The following is a 16,844-nucleotide window of genomic DNA, read 5'->3' as shown; positions in this document are numbered from 1 at the left end:
GTAGAACGTATAGGTTTTTCTTAAGGAAGTACATTTCCTGCCGATCTGTATAATTCGTACCACTCCTCCCTTGTTAGGGTAAAATCAGCAGCCTTACTCATATCTTCAACTCTTTTAGGGTTAGTAGTTCCTATTATAGTTTGTATTCTTGCTGGATGTCGAAGTATCCATGATACAGCTATAGCTGAGTTTGTAACTGAGTATTTTTCTGCTAATCTATCAATAACACTGTTAAGTTCTGGGAACTTCTGGTTATTTAGGAAAACACCTTCAAAAAAGCCATACTGGAATGGAGACCACGCCTGTATTGTGATATTATTTAGTCTACAGTAGTCTAAAACATAACCATCATGGTTTACAGATGAATCAACCTTCATATTTACATTTAAACCTGCATCAATCATTCCTGTTCTTTTTAAACTCAGTTGTAGCTGATTAAATAGTAGGTCTTGATTAACATAGCGTTTTAAAAGTTCAATCTGCATAGGGTTTTGGTTACTTACACCAAAGTACTTTACTTTGCCGCTCTTTTCTAAGGAGTCAAATGCATCTGCAACCTCGGCTGGTTCCATTAATGTATCTGGTCTATGTAAAAGAAAGCAGTCTAGATAATCCGTATTTAAACGTTTTAGTATTTTGTCCACAGAGTTAATAATATGCTCTTTTGAAAAGTCAAAAAAACCATCCCTTATCCCCGCCTTAGACTGTATCATAATATCTTCTCTTTTTACCTTTAATTCCTTTATAGTTTTTCCAAATATTTCCTCAGATTTTCCACCACCATAGATATCTGCATGATCAAAGAAGTTAATACCGTTATCTAATGATGTTGTAATAAGCTTATTTAAATCATTCTGGGTCATATCCGATATTCTCATGCAACCAAGTGCTATTTCAGGAACCTTAAGTGTACTGTTTTTAACATTAATAATATTCATAAACATCTCCTAGGTAAAATATAGATCATCTTTCCCTCTCTTTAAACAGTTATTATATATTAATTGTAAATATTAGAAGGAAGACTTATAATTATATTGTTATGGTAAAGAGTATTATGACTATTCTACTTCTAACAATATCCCCTATTATTTCCTACTCCTACAATGTTGTAATGGGTGTTGACTACTCAATTCCACCCTATGTTATTAAAGACGAGGATAGGGGAGTCGAAGTTGACCTGTTAGTAGAATCTTTCAAGTCTGTTGGGATAACTGTAGAACTCCAATATTTGCCCCTATTAAGGGAGTTTAAAGCCTTAGCCGAGGGTTCCATAGATGGAATGATAAATGTTAGAGAGAACCTTGTAGAAGATATATACCTAAGTGATGTTGTTATTACATTTAATAATGTCTTAGTTAGTTTAAAAGAGAGTAACTATCCAGAGACTTTTCCCATAAGTTTTATAAAAGATAAGTATATAATAGCCTTTCAGAGAGCTCCTGAAATTATTGGAGAAGGATTGGAAATTGTAACAAAAAACAGTTCTAAATATAGTGAAACAGCTAATCAAATAAATCAAATTTACAGATTGTATACTAACCGTGGTGCGGATTTAATAATTATAGATGAAAACATATTTAAGTATTTTAAAGTAATTGCTGAAGATCGATTAGGGAGTTTAAAAGATAAGGAAGTAGTTATACATAGAATTTTTAAACCAACAGTCTATCGTTTTGGATTTAGGACTAAAAAAATTAGAGATGATTTTAACGTTGGTCTATCTAATATTAAAAAAAGTGGACTATACCTGGAGATTTTTAGAAGGTATGGAATTGAGCCTATAAAGTAAATAATAGCCCTCTAAATTAGAGGACTATTGACAGATTACTTAGAATCTCTGTTGTTTACAGCTTTTTTTAGTTTAATAAGCTTTTTTCTTTGCAAAGATTTGTTTCTTTCATGCTTTAACGCTGAAGGTTTAACAAAGTATTGTCTTTTTTTTGTTTCAAGGATAATACCTTCTTTCGCAACCATTTTTTTGAATTGGCTTATAGCCTTTTCAATGCTCTCATCTGAGTTTAACTGTAATTGTACCATATTTTCCCTAATTATAAGGTTTGAAGGTTGAGAGATAACTAAGGGTTACCCTTAAGTAACTTACTCTACCTACACCTTATACTATATTAAGATATAAGCAGACATTGTTAGCAAGTAGGGTCCTTTGTCTGCAAATTAGATAGATAAATTAAGTATCTAAACGGATTAATTGTCAATATGCAAAGTAATTATAATACATAATTATGTAAGCTTTATTTTTTTCTCTTTACAATGTAATATATATTTGACATAATGTAATATAAATATTACATTATGTATATTGAAATTACGTAAGGAGGGACTATTGAATTTAAATAAAATTAAACTTACACGTATGGAAAAAGGTTTAACTCAGCAGGAATTGGGACGGATTTGTTCTGTTACTAGACAAACCATAGGGCTTATTGAGGCGGGTAATTACAACCCTACAATATCACTATGTATAAGTATTTGTAAGGCTTTGGGAAAAAGCCTAGATGAACTATTTTGGGAGGAGAATTAAGATGAATAAAATGAGTTTGAAGAAAAGAGTAACATTAATAGGTATTGTAAATGTTTTAGTAGTACTAGTACTAGTACTGTTTTTTAATCAAATTACTGGTTTTAAATCGGAATATATTAGGGGGATGGGAGTTGGATGTTTAGTGGTGATACTTCCTTTTTTAATTTTTTTGATAGTAGTATATAAAAATAGAGAGTACAAAGAAGATTACGATATTAGCAGAAGTGATGAAAGAATCATTAGAAATTATGAAAGAGCTGGAGCCCTTTCATTTAGAATCCAGTCAATGTTAATAATTGCTGTAGCTATAATTTCCTTTGTTTTAGATGTAGACCTCTACTTTTTGGTTTTAGGAGTAGTTTTTGTCACAGTAATTTTTGGGAAAATTTATGGTAAAAAATTAAATAGTTTTACTAATTAGTATTTCTATTGACTACTACTTCTTCTTTACCTATCATTTGCTTATGAAAAATATATTTTTAATATTAAAGGGTATGACAATTGGGATTGCCAATGTCATACCTGGTGTTTCCGGTGGAACCTTTGCATTTATATTTGGTATTTACGATAAGCTAACAGAGGCAGTTGGTAATTTTTTTACTGAGCCAAAGAAGAGAAAAGAGTACTTCTTTTTTATCTTAAAAGTCTTTGTTGGTGCTGTTCTTGGAATACTCCTTTTTTCTAGGCTTTTAAGCTATTTATTAGAGTATAGCCAGGTCTCTAGGGAGATAACGTATGCTTTTTTTATTGGCTTAATAGGTGGGTCTATACCATTTATAATAAAATCCCATTCAGATATGAAACCAAATATTATTCGTATATTACTACTTTTTGTAGGTATTGCTCTTATTCTACTTACAATTATATTTAATCAAGAAAGTAGCAGCTCCGTAGAGGACCATAACTCTCCATTGAGACTTATATGGCTTTATATTTGTGGACTTTTCTCTGGTGGTTCTATGATCGTTCCTGGATTTTCAGGGTCAGCACTTTTAGTCTCCCTTGGGGAGTATGAAACTGTCGTTACCACATATTTAGGTAGTATTAAAACTTATATTCTCCCTATACTTGTTTTTAGTCTAGGAGCAGCAAGTGGTATTGTTCTATTTGCAAAAATTGTAGAAGTCTGTTTTAAAAAGTTTAAAAGTGGAACTCTATACTTTATTTTAGGTCTAATTGCCGCATCTTTAATACAAATTGTTAGTAAAACAAAGGATGGTTTTGATACAAGTTTTATTGCCCTACTGGGTGTGACTATAGCTCTTATCTCTGGTTTCTTTTTAGCATATCTGACTAGTAGAATAAAAAAGAGCTAATGTATAAGGATTTAAATAATTCAATTAAGAAGTTCAACCCAGATAAACAGGAGTTAGATTTAATCCTATCTAAATTCAGTTCCCATGTTTTTTCCCATAGGGGGGATAATCTTTTTGGAGAGAAGTACGAAGTTTGGGTATATGAGTATTTAAAATCCTGGGCACTTCAGTGTGATGATGTTACTTCCTTTGTAGTAAAAGATAAAAGTGAGGAGCTAAAGGGTTCTAATCAACTCTGTTATGATAAAAATGGACAGATTGTATATATTGAACAGGGAGTAAAAAAAGCTGAGTATGATGGGCTTTTTATATATAAAAATAAAATTGTTTTTGTAGAATCATCCGTAAGCGAGTTAAGAAAGTATTTTAGAAATCTTGAAGATAGGTTAAAGATTAAAAGAGATCTTCTAGTAGACTACTTTAAAACTGAAGAAGTTTATGTCTTAGTGGTCACAAGACCTAAAAAAAGATCCCTAGTTTATAGATCTCTTCCATATTTAGTTCTTTATAAACTAAAAAACCCGGATTTTGATAATATACAGATATCAGACCGGGTTTTTGAAACAATAGATAATGGATCAAAATTAGTTGACCTTAACTCTATTTCTTCTTTTTTTTCTTCTTCTTTTTAGCATCCTTAGGATCAATAGTTCCTAATTTTTTAAATGTCCATGCCGAAAACTTAAGTCTTATAATTGTAAAAGGATTCTTTGTATGTTTTCTCATGATTTCAAGGTTTTTAAGGTTCATCTTTAAAACTACACCCTGAACAATTTTAGGAAGAGCATTATACTCTTTAGAACCAGGAGTTTTCCCAGATTGTAGGAAATCAGCTAATATTTTTTTATCCTTCCCAGAAAGTCTTTTTATTAACTGTTTTATCATCTGTTCCTGAACTTTTTGCAGTTCATTCATCATTAACTGCTTTTTAGCTGACAATGGTTTCTCTTTTTTGGCCATGAAATTATCCTTGTTTGATTGAGTTTAGGATCTAAGAATATCATTCTTACTTAATTAGTGGAATAGAAGAAATTGAATCTTTTGAAACTATAATATATTATCCTATTAAATAGAATAATTAGTTAATTAGTCTTGGAGGAAGAATATGAATTCAGTTGTGACTGTAGTCGGAGAAGATAGGGTTGGAATTATTTCAACGGTCAGTAATGTAATGGCAGAGAATGAGATAAATATCTTAGATATCAGCCAAACTATCATGAAAGGCTTTTTTACTATGATAATGGTTGTGGATATTACAAAATCTACAAAAGAGATTAAAGAGTTAAGAGAGATTTTAAACCAATTTGGGGAAGAACTTGGTGTAAGTATAACTATGCAACATGAGCAAGTTTTTCAAGCTATGCACAGAATTTAGGAGACGATATGTTATTTACACCCCATGAAGTTGCTGAAACAGTAAATATGTTTAAAGATCAGCATTTAGATATTAGAACAATAACAATGGGAATTTCTCTATTAGACTGTGTAAGTCATGATGGAAAAATAGCCAGAGAGAGAATATATAATAAAATTATGGATAAGGCGGGAAGGCTTGTTGAAGTTGCAGAACAGATAGAAGCTGAATACGGTGTTCCTATAATTAACAAAAGAATTTCTGTAACTCCAATAGCACTAATAGCTGGAGCTACAGATGATAAAGATTATGTTGAGTTTGCAAAAACCTTGGATAAGGCTGCCAAAGATACCGGTGTCGATTTTATTGGTGGATTTTCCGCCCTTGTGGATAAAGGTTTTACTAAGGGGGATAGAATCTTAATAGACTCTATTCCTGAGGCTCTTGCATCTACTGATAGGGTTTGTGGTTCAATAAACCTTGGATCTACAAAATACGGTATTAATATGGATGCTGTTAAGGATATGGGACATGTTATTAAGAAGACTGCGGAGTTAACTAAGGATGCAGATGGTATTGGTTGTGCAAAATTAGTTGTATTTTGTAATGCCCCAGGGGACAATCCGTTTATGGCTGGAGCATTCCATGGTGTTAATGAGGGTGATGCTGTAATTAGTGTTGGTGTTAGTGGTCCTGGTGTTGTTAAGTGTGCTTTAGAGGGATCCTTAGATGATACTTTTGATGTAATGGCTGATAAAATAAAAAAGACAGCTTTTAAAATAACACGATTAGGACACATGGTTGCTACTGTAGCTTCCGAGAGATTAAACGTTCCCTTTGGAATATTAGATCTATCCTTAGCTCCAACTCCAGCTGTAGGGGATAGTATTGCCAGAATTTTCCAAGAGATGGGATTAGAGCAAGCTGGGACCCACGGTACAACGGCAGCCCTTTGTATGTTAAATGACGCTGTTAAAAAAGGTGGAATTATGGCTTCTACCCACGTTGGAGGTCTATCAGGTGCTTTTATTCCTCTAACTGAAGATGAAGGGATGGTTGAAGCTTTAAATAAAGGTGCGATATCCATAGAGAAAATGGAAGCGATGACTTCTGTGTGCTCTGTAGGTTTAGATATGGTTCCGGTTCCTGGAGATACACCAGCTGAAACTTTATCTGGGATGATCGCAGATGAGGCTGCCATTGGTATGGCAAATAATAAAACAACTGCTGTTAGGGTTATTCCTGTTCCAGGGAAAAAAGTTGGAGAGTGGGCAGAGTTTGGTGGACTTCTTGGAGGATCTCCAATAATGGGTGTTAATAAGTATTCATCTGTTAACTTTGTAAATAGAGGCGGAAGAATTCCTGCTCCAGTACATAGTTTTAAAAATTAGAGGTTTAACAATTATCCCCTGGTCTATCTAGGGGATGTTAAAAAATACTACTTTAATGGCAACTTTATCCAAGGTGTTCACGAATTATACTCTTAGATTCTAAGATATAAATTTATAAGTTGGCTTCAACACTCTCATAGTACTCGATTTTCCAATCTATTCTTTCTAGTGCTTCTTTTAATACTTCCATCTCATTTAAAATACTCAATTTTTGATTTGTAAGAATTTCCTTTCTTTGGGAAGTTGTTTTATCCCCAAGATTCATAAGCTCTTTATACTTTTTAATGTTTTTTAGAGGCATCCCTGTAGATCTTAGACATAAAATAAACTTAAGCCACTCTAGATCGTGGTTAGAATATCTTCTGTGGCCATTTGGTAGCCTAAGAATGTCTGATAATAAGCCATCTTTTTCATAGTACCGTAGGGTATCACTAGTAAGACCAGTCTCTTTAATTATTTCTTTCATTGAATAATGGGTCATAAATGAATAATAAATATTATATAACATATTTTCAAGTAATAAGCTTGACCTAGAGCAAACTCCAGGTGTTAGCATGTATTAAATAAAAGGAGAAAAGATGAATAATTTTGTATTTGAAAATAAAACTAGAGTTATCTTTGGCAAGGATAGTGAAAAGAGTGTTGGTTCAGAGACTTTAAAATACTCTAACAAAGTTCTACTCCATTATGGTGGTGGTAGTATAAAAAAAACCGGTCTATACGATAGAGTTGTAAAATCATTAAAAGAGGAAAATATTGAGATATTTGAACTAGGAGGAGTACTACCAAACCCAAGAGTTGATCTAGTTAGAGAGGGTATAGAGTTATGCCGTAAAGAGGATATAGGTTTTATTTTAGCTGTGGGTGGAGGAAGTGTTATTGATTCGGCTAAGGCGATTGGAATTGGATACTTTTATGATGGAGATGTATGGGATATTTATGACTATAAGGTTAGCGTAGATAAAATGCTGCCTCTAGGTGTTGTTTTAACAATACCTGCAGCTGGTAGTGAGACTAGTCCTGGAAGTGTTATAACAAATGTAGATAAAGAGCTAAAAAGAGGTTTTGGTGCATTATGTATGAGACCTGTTTTTTCTATTTTAAACCCAGAATTAACCTTTACTCTACCAGACTATCAAACAGCCTGCGGTATATCGGATATGTTTGCCCATGTTATGGAGAGATACTTTGTTCCAACTAAAAATGTTGATTTAACTGATAGGTTATGCGAAGCGACAATGAAGACAATAATAAACCAAGCTTATAACATACTAAAAAATCCTATGGATTATAATGCTAGGGCAGAGATTATGTATTGTGGCACAGTGGCACACAATGACTCCCTTGACCCAGGACGAGGTGGTGATTGGGCATCCCATGAGATGGAACATGAGGTTAGTGCTGTTACAGATGTAGCCCATGGTGCGGGTTTAAGTATTATTTTCCCAGCATGGATTAAGTATGTATATAAAGAGAATATGGATAAATTTATTCAGTTTTTTACCCGGGTTTTTAATATAGAACAGGATTTTGAAAATCCTGAAAATACTGTATTAAGGGGAATTTCAACACTAGAGTCTTTTTATAAGGATTTAAAACTACCAATAAGACTGTCAGAAATTGATTTTGATAGTAGTAGGGTAGATGAGCTTGCTAAAAAGGCATCTTTTGATAGTAGTAGAACTTTAGGGGCGTTTAAAGTTTTAAATAAAGATGATATTAAGGAAATTTACAAGTTAGCATTATAGGGGAAAGATGTGGAAGATATAAAAGATAAATGGGCATTAGTTACAGGTGCAAGTAGAGGTATTGGTTTAAGGGTTGCAAGGGCACTAGGAGATAAAGGTTGTCGTGTGATTCTACACTCAAGAAAACTCGAAGGAACTAAGCATATTCTTGATGAACTAACTTTAAAGGGTGTAAAAGCTTACTCTATTGCTGCGGAATTAGACTCAATAGAGCAGGTTGAACTATTAATTAAAGAGGTAGGAAATTTAACAAATGACAATTTAGATATTTTATATAATAACGCAGCAATAATGACTCCATATAGGGAAACATTTGAACCTACCTTTGAGGATTATTTAAGTAGCTTTTTAGTTAATAGTATTGTTCCTGCTAAGTTGTGTGATGCATTTATACCAGGAATGTTACAGAGAGATTGGGGAAGGATTGTTAATGTAACCTCTGGAATAGAGAACGAACCTCAATTAATGGCATACAGTTGTTCAAAAGCTGCAATTGATAGGTATGTAAGGGATATGGTCCCAACACTTAAGGGGACAAATGTTTTACTAAACTTAATGGATCCAGGTTGGTTAAGAACTGACCTTGGAGGAGAGAGTGCTCCTAATAGCCCTGACTCAGTTCTTCCAGGGGCTCTAGTTCCTGTTCTTTTAAATAAAGTAGAGGGCTCAGGTAAACTTTACCAGGCCCAAAATTATAGTTAATTAATAATAAGAGGCTATTATTTAATTATAATAGTCTCTTTATTATCTGTAACTTCACCTACAATAAAAGCGTCAATATTATTTGATTCCATCTCTTCTAGGATTTGATCTACAAACTCCGGTTTAATTGTAAAGAGTAGTCCACCTGAAGTTTGTGGGTCGAATAATGTGTATTTTATATTATCTGAAAGAGTCTCTAAATTCTCTACAAAAGATCCTCTAAATTCTAGGTTTTTTCTAGTACCACCAGGGATCGCACCCTTTTCTATAGAGTCATTAACTCCAGGAAGTAGTTTTAATGATTTAAAATCTATTGTAAGTCCAACCTCTGAGTCTAGGATCATCTCACATGAGTGGCCTACTAGACCAAATCCCGTTACATCGGTACAACATTTTACAGGGTAGCTTTGTATAATCTCAGAAGCGTACTTATTTAGTTTTACCATAGACTCCATTGAGGCGTTTATAGACTCTTGACTTGCCCATCCTTTTTTTAAAGCCGTATTTATTGTCCCTGTTCCTATAGGTTTAGTTAATATTACAACTTCTCCTAACTCTGGTTTATTGTTTACCAAGACCTTATCAGGGTGTACTAGTCCTGAAACTGATACACCAAATTTTAGTTCAGAATCCTGTATACTGTGACCTCCAACTAAGGGAACATTAGCCTCTTTTAGCTTATCTAGACACCCTTCAGTAATCTTTCTTAGAACCGAGATGTCAGCCTTATCTAGAGGAAAACCTACAATACTCATAGCTGTAATTGGAGTTGCTCCCATTGCATAAACATCAGACAGGGCATTTGCAGTGGCAATTTGACCAAAAGCGTAGGGGTCATCAACTATTGGTGGGAAGAAGTCTAGGGTATTTACAAGGGCTTGTTCATCATTAATCTTGTAAACTCCGGCATCATCACTTGTTGTAAAATCTACCATTAGGTTTGGAAATATTGGTTGTGTTAATCCACAAAGAGCCTTATCTAGTAGTCCTGGTCCAAGCTTTGCTCCACATCCTGAAAATTTAGTCAGTGTTGTTAATTTTATATCATCCATTGGTTATCTCCTTAATTTTAATTGCACTCTCTTTTGGGTCATCTTTATTTAGCTTTAAAATAGTACATAGCTCCTTATCCCTTCTATCTATACCCTTGGTATAGGACTTATCATAATAGGGTAAAATAAGTATTGCAGCCTCTTTATATAATCCATCTTTTACATACTCTACAATTTTAGGGTATCTTTCAGACAATCTCTTTTGTATAATTTTTAACGAGTCTAAAATTGTCTCATTCCCATAGGCTGTATAATCCTTAGCTAGTCGCTCTGCTCTTATATCCCTAGGTACTTCTATTACAACTCTATGGGATGTTTCCATCTTTTTAAAAATGGCAGGAGGAACTAGAACCTTTCCTACATTACGACTCTCATCCTCTACCCATATCGGTTTCGAAAGATCAAAATCCTTCATCTTATTAAATATACTGTTTTCATACTTCTCTGTGGAAGTCTCTGGGTTTTTCCCAATACCACCAAAAGCTGAACCTCTATGGTCTGCAAAGCCCTCAAGATCTACAACTTGAAGTCCAAGCTTTTCCATCTCTAATAAAATGTCTGTTTTACCACTACCAGTCATACCAGATAGTACTAAGAGATTATAATCCTTATCAAAAAAATCTAATACATGGTTTCTAAAAGCTTTATAACCCTTCTCGAGTCTTAAAACCTTTTTAAAACCTGATGTTTCAAGAAGCCAAACAAAGCTGGAACTTCTCATTCCTCCCCTAGCACAATAGACCTTAATCTCTAGGCTTGGACTAATTTTTTTTGCTTCTCTAGTAAAGCTTGCTAATTTTGGACCTACTATCTCTAATCCAAGTTCAACCGCTAGGTCATGTCCCTCTTGCTTATAACATGTTCCAACCTTTGCCCTCTCTTCATTGTTAAAAAGTGGTATATTTATTGCACCTGGAATGTGTCCTTTTTCATACTCCAAAGGAGATCTTACATCTATTATTGGTATATCTTTATTTGTGTATAAGAACTCTTCTATTGATATTAACTTACTCATTTTATCACCATTTTGTAATCATAACATAATTGTTGTATTATAAGGTATATGAGAAATAGCATTAACAAAACATCTATTAGTGAATTTAGTTTAAATATTAAGAAAGTATATAAAGATTTTGATAATATAGCTTTTGAAAGATCCATATTGAGGGATTTAAATGGGGATACCGGACTTTTTGAGAGGTTGGAACTTGTAACAAGGGAGTTAAAACCCAGGTTGCCAGAGGATTTTCCTAAAAGCTTGGAGATACTTAAGCAATCAATTTCAGATGGTAGAGGTTTTATCATTTTATCAATATCCAACTATATAAGTTGTTATGGTTTAGAATATTTTGATCTATTTATGGTCTCTTTAAAGGAGTTAACAAAAATTTTTACATCGGAGTTTGCAATTAGAGGGTTTTTAATAGAGGATCCCGAAAGGTGTTTTAAATTCCTTGATAAGTGGGTTTTAAGTGATAATGTAGATGTTAGAAGATTAGTTTCCGAGGGACTAAGACCTAGACTGCCCTGGGGTATTAGGCTTCAGGATTTTGTAAAAGATCCAACACCAATAATTAAGTATTTAACAATTTTAAAGGATGATAAGGAGTTATACGTAAGGAGGTCTGTGGCTAACAATCTAAATGATATAGCAAAGGATCATCCAGGCTTAGTTGTAGCAACACTTAAAAGTTGGAAGGAGGAGAACTCTTCTAAAGAGTTAGATTGGATAATTAGGCACTCATTAAGAACCCTTATAAAACAGGGGGATCAAGGAACCCTAGAGCTTTTAGGTTACACAATAAATCCTAAATACACTTTAGATAGTGTTAGCTTTACTAAGAGATTAAAACTTGGAGAGTCCCTCTCTTTTAGTTTTGATCTAAAATCTGAAACGGATAAAAATCAGAAACTAGTTGTGGATTATGTTATCTATCATAAAAAAGCAAATGGTAAAAAGAGTCCTAAAGTTTTTAAATTAAAAAATATGGAACTACTAGGCCTAAAAACTGCTAAAATAAGTAGAAATCACCCAAATAGACCTATTAGTACCCGAAAATATTATAGTGGAGAGCATACCCTGTATATTAAAATAAACGGAGAGGAGATATTGATTGGAAACTTTGATCTACAGGTTTGAGAGAATTAACTATGCCAATGTCCTAGAGATAGAGTCTTGGAGATACTCTGGCTTTGAAACAGCCCTATATATGGATCGATACCATGAGAGTAAGGATAGGGGAGATAACCCTCTTAAAGGTCCAAGAGGTTGTTTTGGATTTGTTGCATATAATAGGGATAGTGAACTTTTTGGTCTAATGGAGTATTACTTTGAAGATGATGGAATTTTCCTGGGTTTAGGAATAAATCCGAAGTTTATAGGTAGAGGTTTAGCTCAAGAGTATATCCTTGATGGAATAGAATTTTTTAAACAGCACTTTAAACGGAATGACAAACTAAAAATTGAAGTACATAGAAAAAACATTGCTGCAATTAAAGCCTATGAGAAGTGTGGATTTAAATTTTCTAAAAGAGATGGGGACATTCTACTTTATCTTCAAAATTAGAGATAAATAGTATAGTATACTTATATGGCTAAAAAAGATGCAATATTAGAGAGATCTTCCCAGATTTTTTTTAAGTTTGGACTTAGTAAAATATCAATGGATGAGTTAGCAGACCAAATTGGGATCTCAAAAAAGACAATTTATAATAATTTTGGTTCAAAAGAGAACCTTATGGAAGAGATAATATACTCTAGTATGGAGGGGATTTTAACAGATATATCCAATATTTTTACCAGTAGGAATAAAACAATTATAGAGAAGATACACCTTGCTATAAGGCATCTATATAAACACTATACTAACTTTGAGAATCCTACAAAGGTTGACCCTAACGCAGCTAGGATAATATTTTCTCCTAAATGTCTCTTTTTAAATGGGCAAATTCAGCAAGTTATTGAAGATTTGGCAACAGCTGCCCAGAAAAGTGGAATTATAAAACAGAGTATACATGTGGGGATGATTCCTTACGTTTTTTTAAACAGTATTAGAGGTTTAGCCACATGGGAGAGACCAGAGATTGTTGGGTTTTCTAAGATAGAACTTTTAAAATACTCAATTGATATAATCCTCGATGGAATATTAACTCCAGAAGCGATGGAAGAGTACTTAAAATCAAATTAATAATTTCTTAACATTTTAAATATTGACTATAGGTTGGTTGAGGGGATAATATTTATTAATAGTTACACTATTTACACTGTATTAGTGTAAATTAAAGGATAATAATTATGAAAAGATTGTTTAAGTATCCTAAAACTATAGTAGGTATAATAACACTTATTACATTGTTTTTTGGCTACAACCTAAAGAAAGTTGAAATTGATAATAATACTTTCAATTTTTTACCTGTAGAAAATCCTCAGAGGGTAGCAATAGATAGAGCTAAGGACATATTTGGCCCAGTATTAATGATGTCTGTGGGTATGGAGATGGAGAATGGTTCAATATTTAGTGTTGAATCGTTAAGAGTTATAGATAAGTTAACTAAAGAGTTTGAGAAGCTTGAAGGAGTGGATCGGGTTCAATCATTAACTAATAGCGACTATATAGATGGTGTTGATGGTTCTCTAATTGTTACCTCCCTTGTGGATGATTTTACTGGAACTCGTGAGGATGTTCAAACACTTAAGGATAGGATATTATCCTGGGATATTTACCAAGATGTATTTATTTCAGGTGATTATAGTGCTTCCCAAATTATGGTTACACTAAAACCGGATTTAGGTCCGGATGGTGAGAGGGATATCTATTTTGGTTTAAAAAAGTTAACAGAAAGTATTGATAATAATGGTATAAACTTCTATATAGCAGGACTTCCATCTATGACTGTTTTGTTAACTGAGAATATGATGGGAGATTTAACCCTACTTATTCCTATTGTTATTTTAGTTCTTCTTTTTGCCTTATTTCTATCCTTTAGAAGATTAAGTGGGATTTTACTTCCAATGATAACAGTATTAATTAGTACTATATGGACAATAGGTTTAATGGGACTATTGCATGTTCCCCTATCTATTTTAGGTATAATTATCCCAGTGTTAATGATGGCTGTGGGAAGTGCCTATGGAATACATGTTATTAGTCACTACTACGATGATGTAAAGGCATATAATGGAGAACTATCCAGGGAAAAACATAATGAAATTATATTAAACTCCCTTATGTATGTTAAAAAACCGATATTTTTAGCTGGTTTAACAACTGTTGCTGGTTTTGCATCCCTTGGTTTTAGTCTTATTAGTCCAATGCGTAACTTTGGTATATTTACATCTATAGGTATTGTTTTTGCAGTTATTGTAGCTTTAACTCTAATTCCTGCCCTACTAGTTTTTAATTATAAAAGTGCCTCTAAAAAAAAGAGTATAAAAAATTACTCTAAGAGGGGGTTATTGGAAAGGGGCCTAAGTCTATATTATGACTCCTTAGGTAGAAGAAAGTACCTTATACTCTTTTTCTCTTTAATAGTTTTAGTTCTTTCAGGTATAGGAACCAAAAGTTTAATTATTGATAATGCTGTTATTGAGTATTTTAAGGAGACAACTCATATTAGGGTTTCAGATAGGTTTTTAAGGGATAAGTTTACTGGAACTAACTCATTTGACATAGTAATAAATGGGGAAGGTGCTGGGGTAGATCCACTTCTATTAAAGGCTATGGATGATTTAAGTGACTATTTAATAACAAATTACAAAGAGATCCCTAAGGTTTTATCATTTACAGATACTGTTAAACGAATGAACCAGGTAATGCATGTTGATGGAGATGATGGTCTAGGAGATATTGATTCAGTAGTAAATAGTGATGATAGTTTCTATGAAGATGATAGTTTCTATGAAGATGATAGTTTCTATGAAGATGATAGTTTCTATGAAGATGATAGTTTTTATGAAGACGATAGTTTTTATGAAGACGATAGTTTTTATGAAGACGATAGTTCTGCAGAACTAGTAGTTCCAGTTAACAATAATAGAAATAAAGATATAGATACTACAGGTTTAATGAATCTTTTAACTAGTGCATATGCAAGGGCTGATAACCCTAATATTTCAGCAGTAGAACTTCTTGATCTACTAAAGAGAGAGACAAATTATAAAGGTTATGACTTCTTTGAAATACCAACTGATCCTGCTAAATATGGTCATGATGAAATGTTAGACTTATCCAATCTACTAAGCCAATATTATGCCATGACTGGAAAACTTGAAGGTTTTGTAGGTAAAAATGATGACCCTCTCTCTCCAGAGAATATTAAGATGACAGTTATGATGAATAATGATGGGAATATGTTCACAAGGGAGTTAATTCCAGTAATTAATAACTATATAGAAGAGTACTTCCCTAAAGGATACAATGTATCACTAGCCGGAACAGCCTTAGCAGAGGATAGTATTACAAGATTAATTACGACATCAGCTATGAATAGTGTTTTAATATCTTTATTGATGGTTTTTATTATTCTCTCCATAGCATATAAATCCCTCTTTGCTGGACTGTTTGGGATGGTCCCTCTAGGTTTTACAGTTCTATTTAACTACGGTTTAATGGGCTTTTTAGGAATTAAACTGGATATGAGTACAGCAATGGTTGGAAGTATAGCTATAGGTATAGGAATCGATTATACCATTCATTTTCTAGCCTCATATCATAAATATTCCCAGAAGTTAGATGATGTTAATGAGGTAACAAGAGAGTCCTTAATGTCTTCTGGTAAGGCTATTATTTTTAATGCCGTCTCTGTTGCTGCAGGATTCTCTGTATTATTAAAGTCAAACTTTTATCCACTAATGTATTTAGGTCTGCTTATTGCAATAACAATGTTAATTGCATCTATAGCTTCTATGACCATAATGCCTGGATTATTAAATATTTTTAAACCAAAATTTATTAGAAAATAGGAGAGATTATGAAAAAATTATTAGTAATAGGATTATTATTATCAACTAGCTTAATTTATTCCGTTACAGGATTAGATGTAATGGAGATGATGGAGACGAAGAAGAGTCCAGACTCAACCCACATGTTAGTAGAGCTTATTATTACAGAAGCAAATGGAAGTGAAAAGAGTAGAGTAGTTGAGATGTGGGGAAACTCAGACTCAAATGAACTTTCGAATCAGATAATGGTTTTCCGGGCTCCAGCTTCTGTTAAAGATACTCGGTTCTTAATAAAAGAGAATGAGAGTGGGGATGATAAGTGGATCTTTATGCCAGCTTTAGGAAAGGTTCGTAGAATTGCAGCTTCCGATGGGGATTCAGCATTTATGGGTACGGAATTTACTTATGATGATATGTCAGGAGGAGATATAGATGACGATAACCATAAACTATTAAAAGAAGAGAGTTTAGATGGTTATGAATGTTATGTTGTAGAGTCTATTCCAAAGGATTTATCAGATAGTCAGTATGGTAGACGGGTTCAGTGGATTATAAAGGATAGTGATATTTTAATACCTATTAAGGTTGAACTCTATAATAAAGATGGTGAGTTAAATAAGGTTCTTACCATTAGAGATTTAGAGAAGATTGATGGGTTTTGGATTCCTGGTAGTACAAAAATGGCGAACTTATTAAATGATAGATCCTCTGTAATTATTAATAAGAAGGTAGAAGTTAATAAAAGAATAAATCCCGCTCTATTTGAAAAGAGGTTTTTAACAACTGGAAGGGTTAAATAGT

General features: G+C 33.2%; 20 protein-coding genes. 14 read left to right on the top strand and 6 right to left on the bottom strand.

Annotation, left to right across the window (positions count from 1 at the left end; all coding sequences use genetic code 11):
* Positions 1 to 20 precede the first annotated feature (20 nt).
* The gene (locus tag EW093_RS06995; RefSeq protein WP_149567703.1) at positions 21 to 938 is read right to left on the bottom strand and encodes an aldo/keto reductase; all 918 of its coding nucleotides are present in this window, start codon (positions 936 to 938) and stop codon (positions 21 to 23) included.
* A gap of 101 nt (positions 939 to 1,039) precedes the next feature.
* On the opposite strand from EW093_RS06995, the gene EW093_RS06990 reads away from it, so the two are divergent.
* Positions 1,040 to 1,789: a substrate-binding periplasmic protein gene (locus EW093_RS06990; protein ID WP_149567702.1), complete on the top strand. Its 750-nt coding sequence runs from the start codon at positions 1,040 to 1,042 to the stop codon at positions 1,787 to 1,789.
* A gap of 35 nt (positions 1,790 to 1,824) precedes the next feature.
* On the opposite strand, the gene rpsU is transcribed toward EW093_RS06990, so the two are convergent.
* Entirely contained in the window at positions 1,825 to 2,037 is a 213-nt protein-coding gene (rpsU, locus tag EW093_RS06985; protein WP_149567701.1) for a 30S ribosomal protein S21, read from the bottom strand.
* A 304-nt stretch (positions 2,038 to 2,341) separates the two neighbouring features.
* Here rpsU and EW093_RS06980 point away from each other — a divergent pair, with 304 nt between their 5' ends.
* Genes EW093_RS06980 through EW093_RS06965 form a run of 4 tightly spaced genes read left to right on the top strand, consistent with a single transcriptional unit; the run spans position 2,342 to position 4,487 of the window.
* Positions 2,342 to 2,539, top strand: a complete 198-nt coding sequence (locus EW093_RS06980; protein ID WP_149567700.1) for a helix-turn-helix transcriptional regulator — start codon at positions 2,342 to 2,344, stop codon at positions 2,537 to 2,539.
* A gap of 1 nt (position 2,540) precedes the next feature.
* Positions 2,541 to 2,960, top strand: a complete 420-nt coding sequence (locus EW093_RS06975; RefSeq protein WP_149567699.1) for a hypothetical protein — start codon at positions 2,541 to 2,543, stop codon at positions 2,958 to 2,960.
* A gap of 43 nt (positions 2,961 to 3,003) precedes the next feature.
* Positions 3,004 to 3,855 carry a DUF368 domain-containing protein gene (locus EW093_RS06970; protein ID WP_149567698.1) on the top strand — a complete coding sequence of 284 codons (852 nt, stop codon included), beginning with the start codon at positions 3,004 to 3,006 and terminating at the stop codon, positions 3,853 to 3,855.
* The gene (locus EW093_RS06965; protein WP_149567697.1) at positions 3,855 to 4,487 is read left to right on the top strand and encodes a hypothetical protein; all 633 of its coding nucleotides are present in this window, start codon (positions 3,855 to 3,857) and stop codon (positions 4,485 to 4,487) included. Before EW093_RS06970 ends, EW093_RS06965 begins: the two co-directional genes overlap by 1 nt.
* Here the strand turns inward: EW093_RS06965 and EW093_RS06960 are convergent.
* Positions 4,456 to 4,815 carry a hypothetical protein gene (locus tag EW093_RS06960; protein WP_149567696.1) on the bottom strand — a complete coding sequence of 120 codons (360 nt, stop codon included), beginning with the start codon at positions 4,813 to 4,815 and terminating at the stop codon, positions 4,456 to 4,458. The two genes, EW093_RS06965 and EW093_RS06960, sit on opposite strands and share 32 nt — an antisense overlap.
* Before the next feature lie 145 nt (positions 4,816 to 4,960).
* Between EW093_RS06960 and EW093_RS06955 the strand changes: the two genes are divergently transcribed.
* Positions 4,961 to 5,230 carry an ACT domain-containing protein gene (locus EW093_RS06955; RefSeq protein WP_149567695.1) on the top strand — a complete coding sequence of 90 codons (270 nt, stop codon included), beginning with the start codon at positions 4,961 to 4,963 and terminating at the stop codon, positions 5,228 to 5,230.
* Between the two features lie 8 nt (positions 5,231 to 5,238).
* Entirely contained in the window at positions 5,239 to 6,600 is a 1,362-nt protein-coding gene (locus EW093_RS06950) for a PFL family protein (protein WP_149567694.1), read from the top strand.
* 112 nt (positions 6,601 to 6,712) lie between these two features.
* Here EW093_RS06950 and EW093_RS06945 read toward each other — a convergent pair whose 3' ends face one another.
* Complete coding sequence (locus EW093_RS06945; RefSeq protein ID WP_187759866.1) at positions 6,713 to 7,081, bottom strand: MerR family transcriptional regulator; 369 nt, start codon at positions 7,079 to 7,081, stop codon at positions 6,713 to 6,715.
* Between the two features lie 97 nt (positions 7,082 to 7,178).
* Here EW093_RS06945 and EW093_RS06940 point away from each other — a divergent pair, with 97 nt between their 5' ends.
* The gene (locus tag EW093_RS06940; RefSeq protein WP_149567692.1) at positions 7,179 to 8,348 is read left to right on the top strand and encodes an iron-containing alcohol dehydrogenase; all 1,170 of its coding nucleotides are present in this window, start codon (positions 7,179 to 7,181) and stop codon (positions 8,346 to 8,348) included.
* A gap of 9 nt (positions 8,349 to 8,357) precedes the next feature.
* Complete coding sequence (locus tag EW093_RS06935) at positions 8,358 to 9,050, top strand: SDR family NAD(P)-dependent oxidoreductase (protein WP_149567691.1); 693 nt, start codon at positions 8,358 to 8,360, stop codon at positions 9,048 to 9,050.
* A gap of 17 nt (positions 9,051 to 9,067) precedes the next feature.
* Here the strand turns inward: EW093_RS06935 and selD are convergent, their stop codons facing one another.
* Together selD and mnmH are read right to left on the bottom strand one after the other, a co-directional pair.
* Positions 9,068 to 10,102, bottom strand: a complete 1,035-nt coding sequence (gene selD, locus EW093_RS06930) for a selenide, water dikinase SelD (RefSeq protein ID WP_149567690.1) — start codon at positions 10,100 to 10,102, stop codon at positions 9,068 to 9,070.
* Complete coding sequence (gene mnmH, locus EW093_RS06925) at positions 10,095 to 11,117, bottom strand: tRNA 2-selenouridine(34) synthase MnmH (RefSeq protein WP_149567689.1); 1,023 nt, start codon at positions 11,115 to 11,117, stop codon at positions 10,095 to 10,097. The genes selD and mnmH overlap by 8 nt, the downstream gene beginning before the upstream one ends.
* A gap of 48 nt (positions 11,118 to 11,165) precedes the next feature.
* Between mnmH and EW093_RS06920 the strand changes: the two genes are divergently transcribed.
* The 5 genes from EW093_RS06920 (at position 11,166) to EW093_RS06900 (ending at position 16,843) form a co-directional block, all read left to right on the top strand.
* Positions 11,166 to 12,242, top strand: coding sequence for a DNA alkylation repair protein (locus EW093_RS06920; RefSeq protein ID WP_149567688.1), 1,077 nt, complete (start codon positions 11,166 to 11,168; stop codon positions 12,240 to 12,242).
* Entirely contained in the window at positions 12,217 to 12,669 is a 453-nt protein-coding gene (locus tag EW093_RS06915) for a GNAT family N-acetyltransferase (protein ID WP_149567687.1), read from the top strand. Before EW093_RS06920 ends, EW093_RS06915 begins: the two co-directional genes overlap by 26 nt.
* Positions 12,670 to 12,693: 24 nt before the next feature.
* Positions 12,694 to 13,290, top strand: a complete 597-nt coding sequence (locus EW093_RS06910; RefSeq protein WP_149567686.1) for a TetR/AcrR family transcriptional regulator — start codon at positions 12,694 to 12,696, stop codon at positions 13,288 to 13,290.
* 107 nt (positions 13,291 to 13,397) lie between these two features.
* On the top strand, positions 13,398 to 16,064 hold the full coding sequence (locus EW093_RS06905; RefSeq protein ID WP_149567685.1) for an efflux RND transporter permease subunit: 2,667 nt from the start codon (positions 13,398 to 13,400) through the stop codon (positions 16,062 to 16,064).
* Positions 16,065 to 16,072: 8 nt separating this feature from the next.
* On the top strand, positions 16,073 to 16,843 hold the full coding sequence (locus tag EW093_RS06900) for an outer membrane lipoprotein-sorting protein (RefSeq protein ID WP_149567684.1): 771 nt from the start codon (positions 16,073 to 16,075) through the stop codon (positions 16,841 to 16,843).
* Position 16,844 lies beyond the last annotated feature (1 nt).

The organism is Thiospirochaeta perfilievii, assembly GCF_008329945.1.
In the GTDB taxonomy this organism is placed as follows: Bacteria; Spirochaetota; Spirochaetia; order DSM-2461; family DSM-2461; genus Thiospirochaeta; species Thiospirochaeta perfilievii.
The sequence above is the reverse complement of the archived record's forward strand: the minus strand, read 5'-3'. Positions and strand labels throughout refer to the sequence as shown.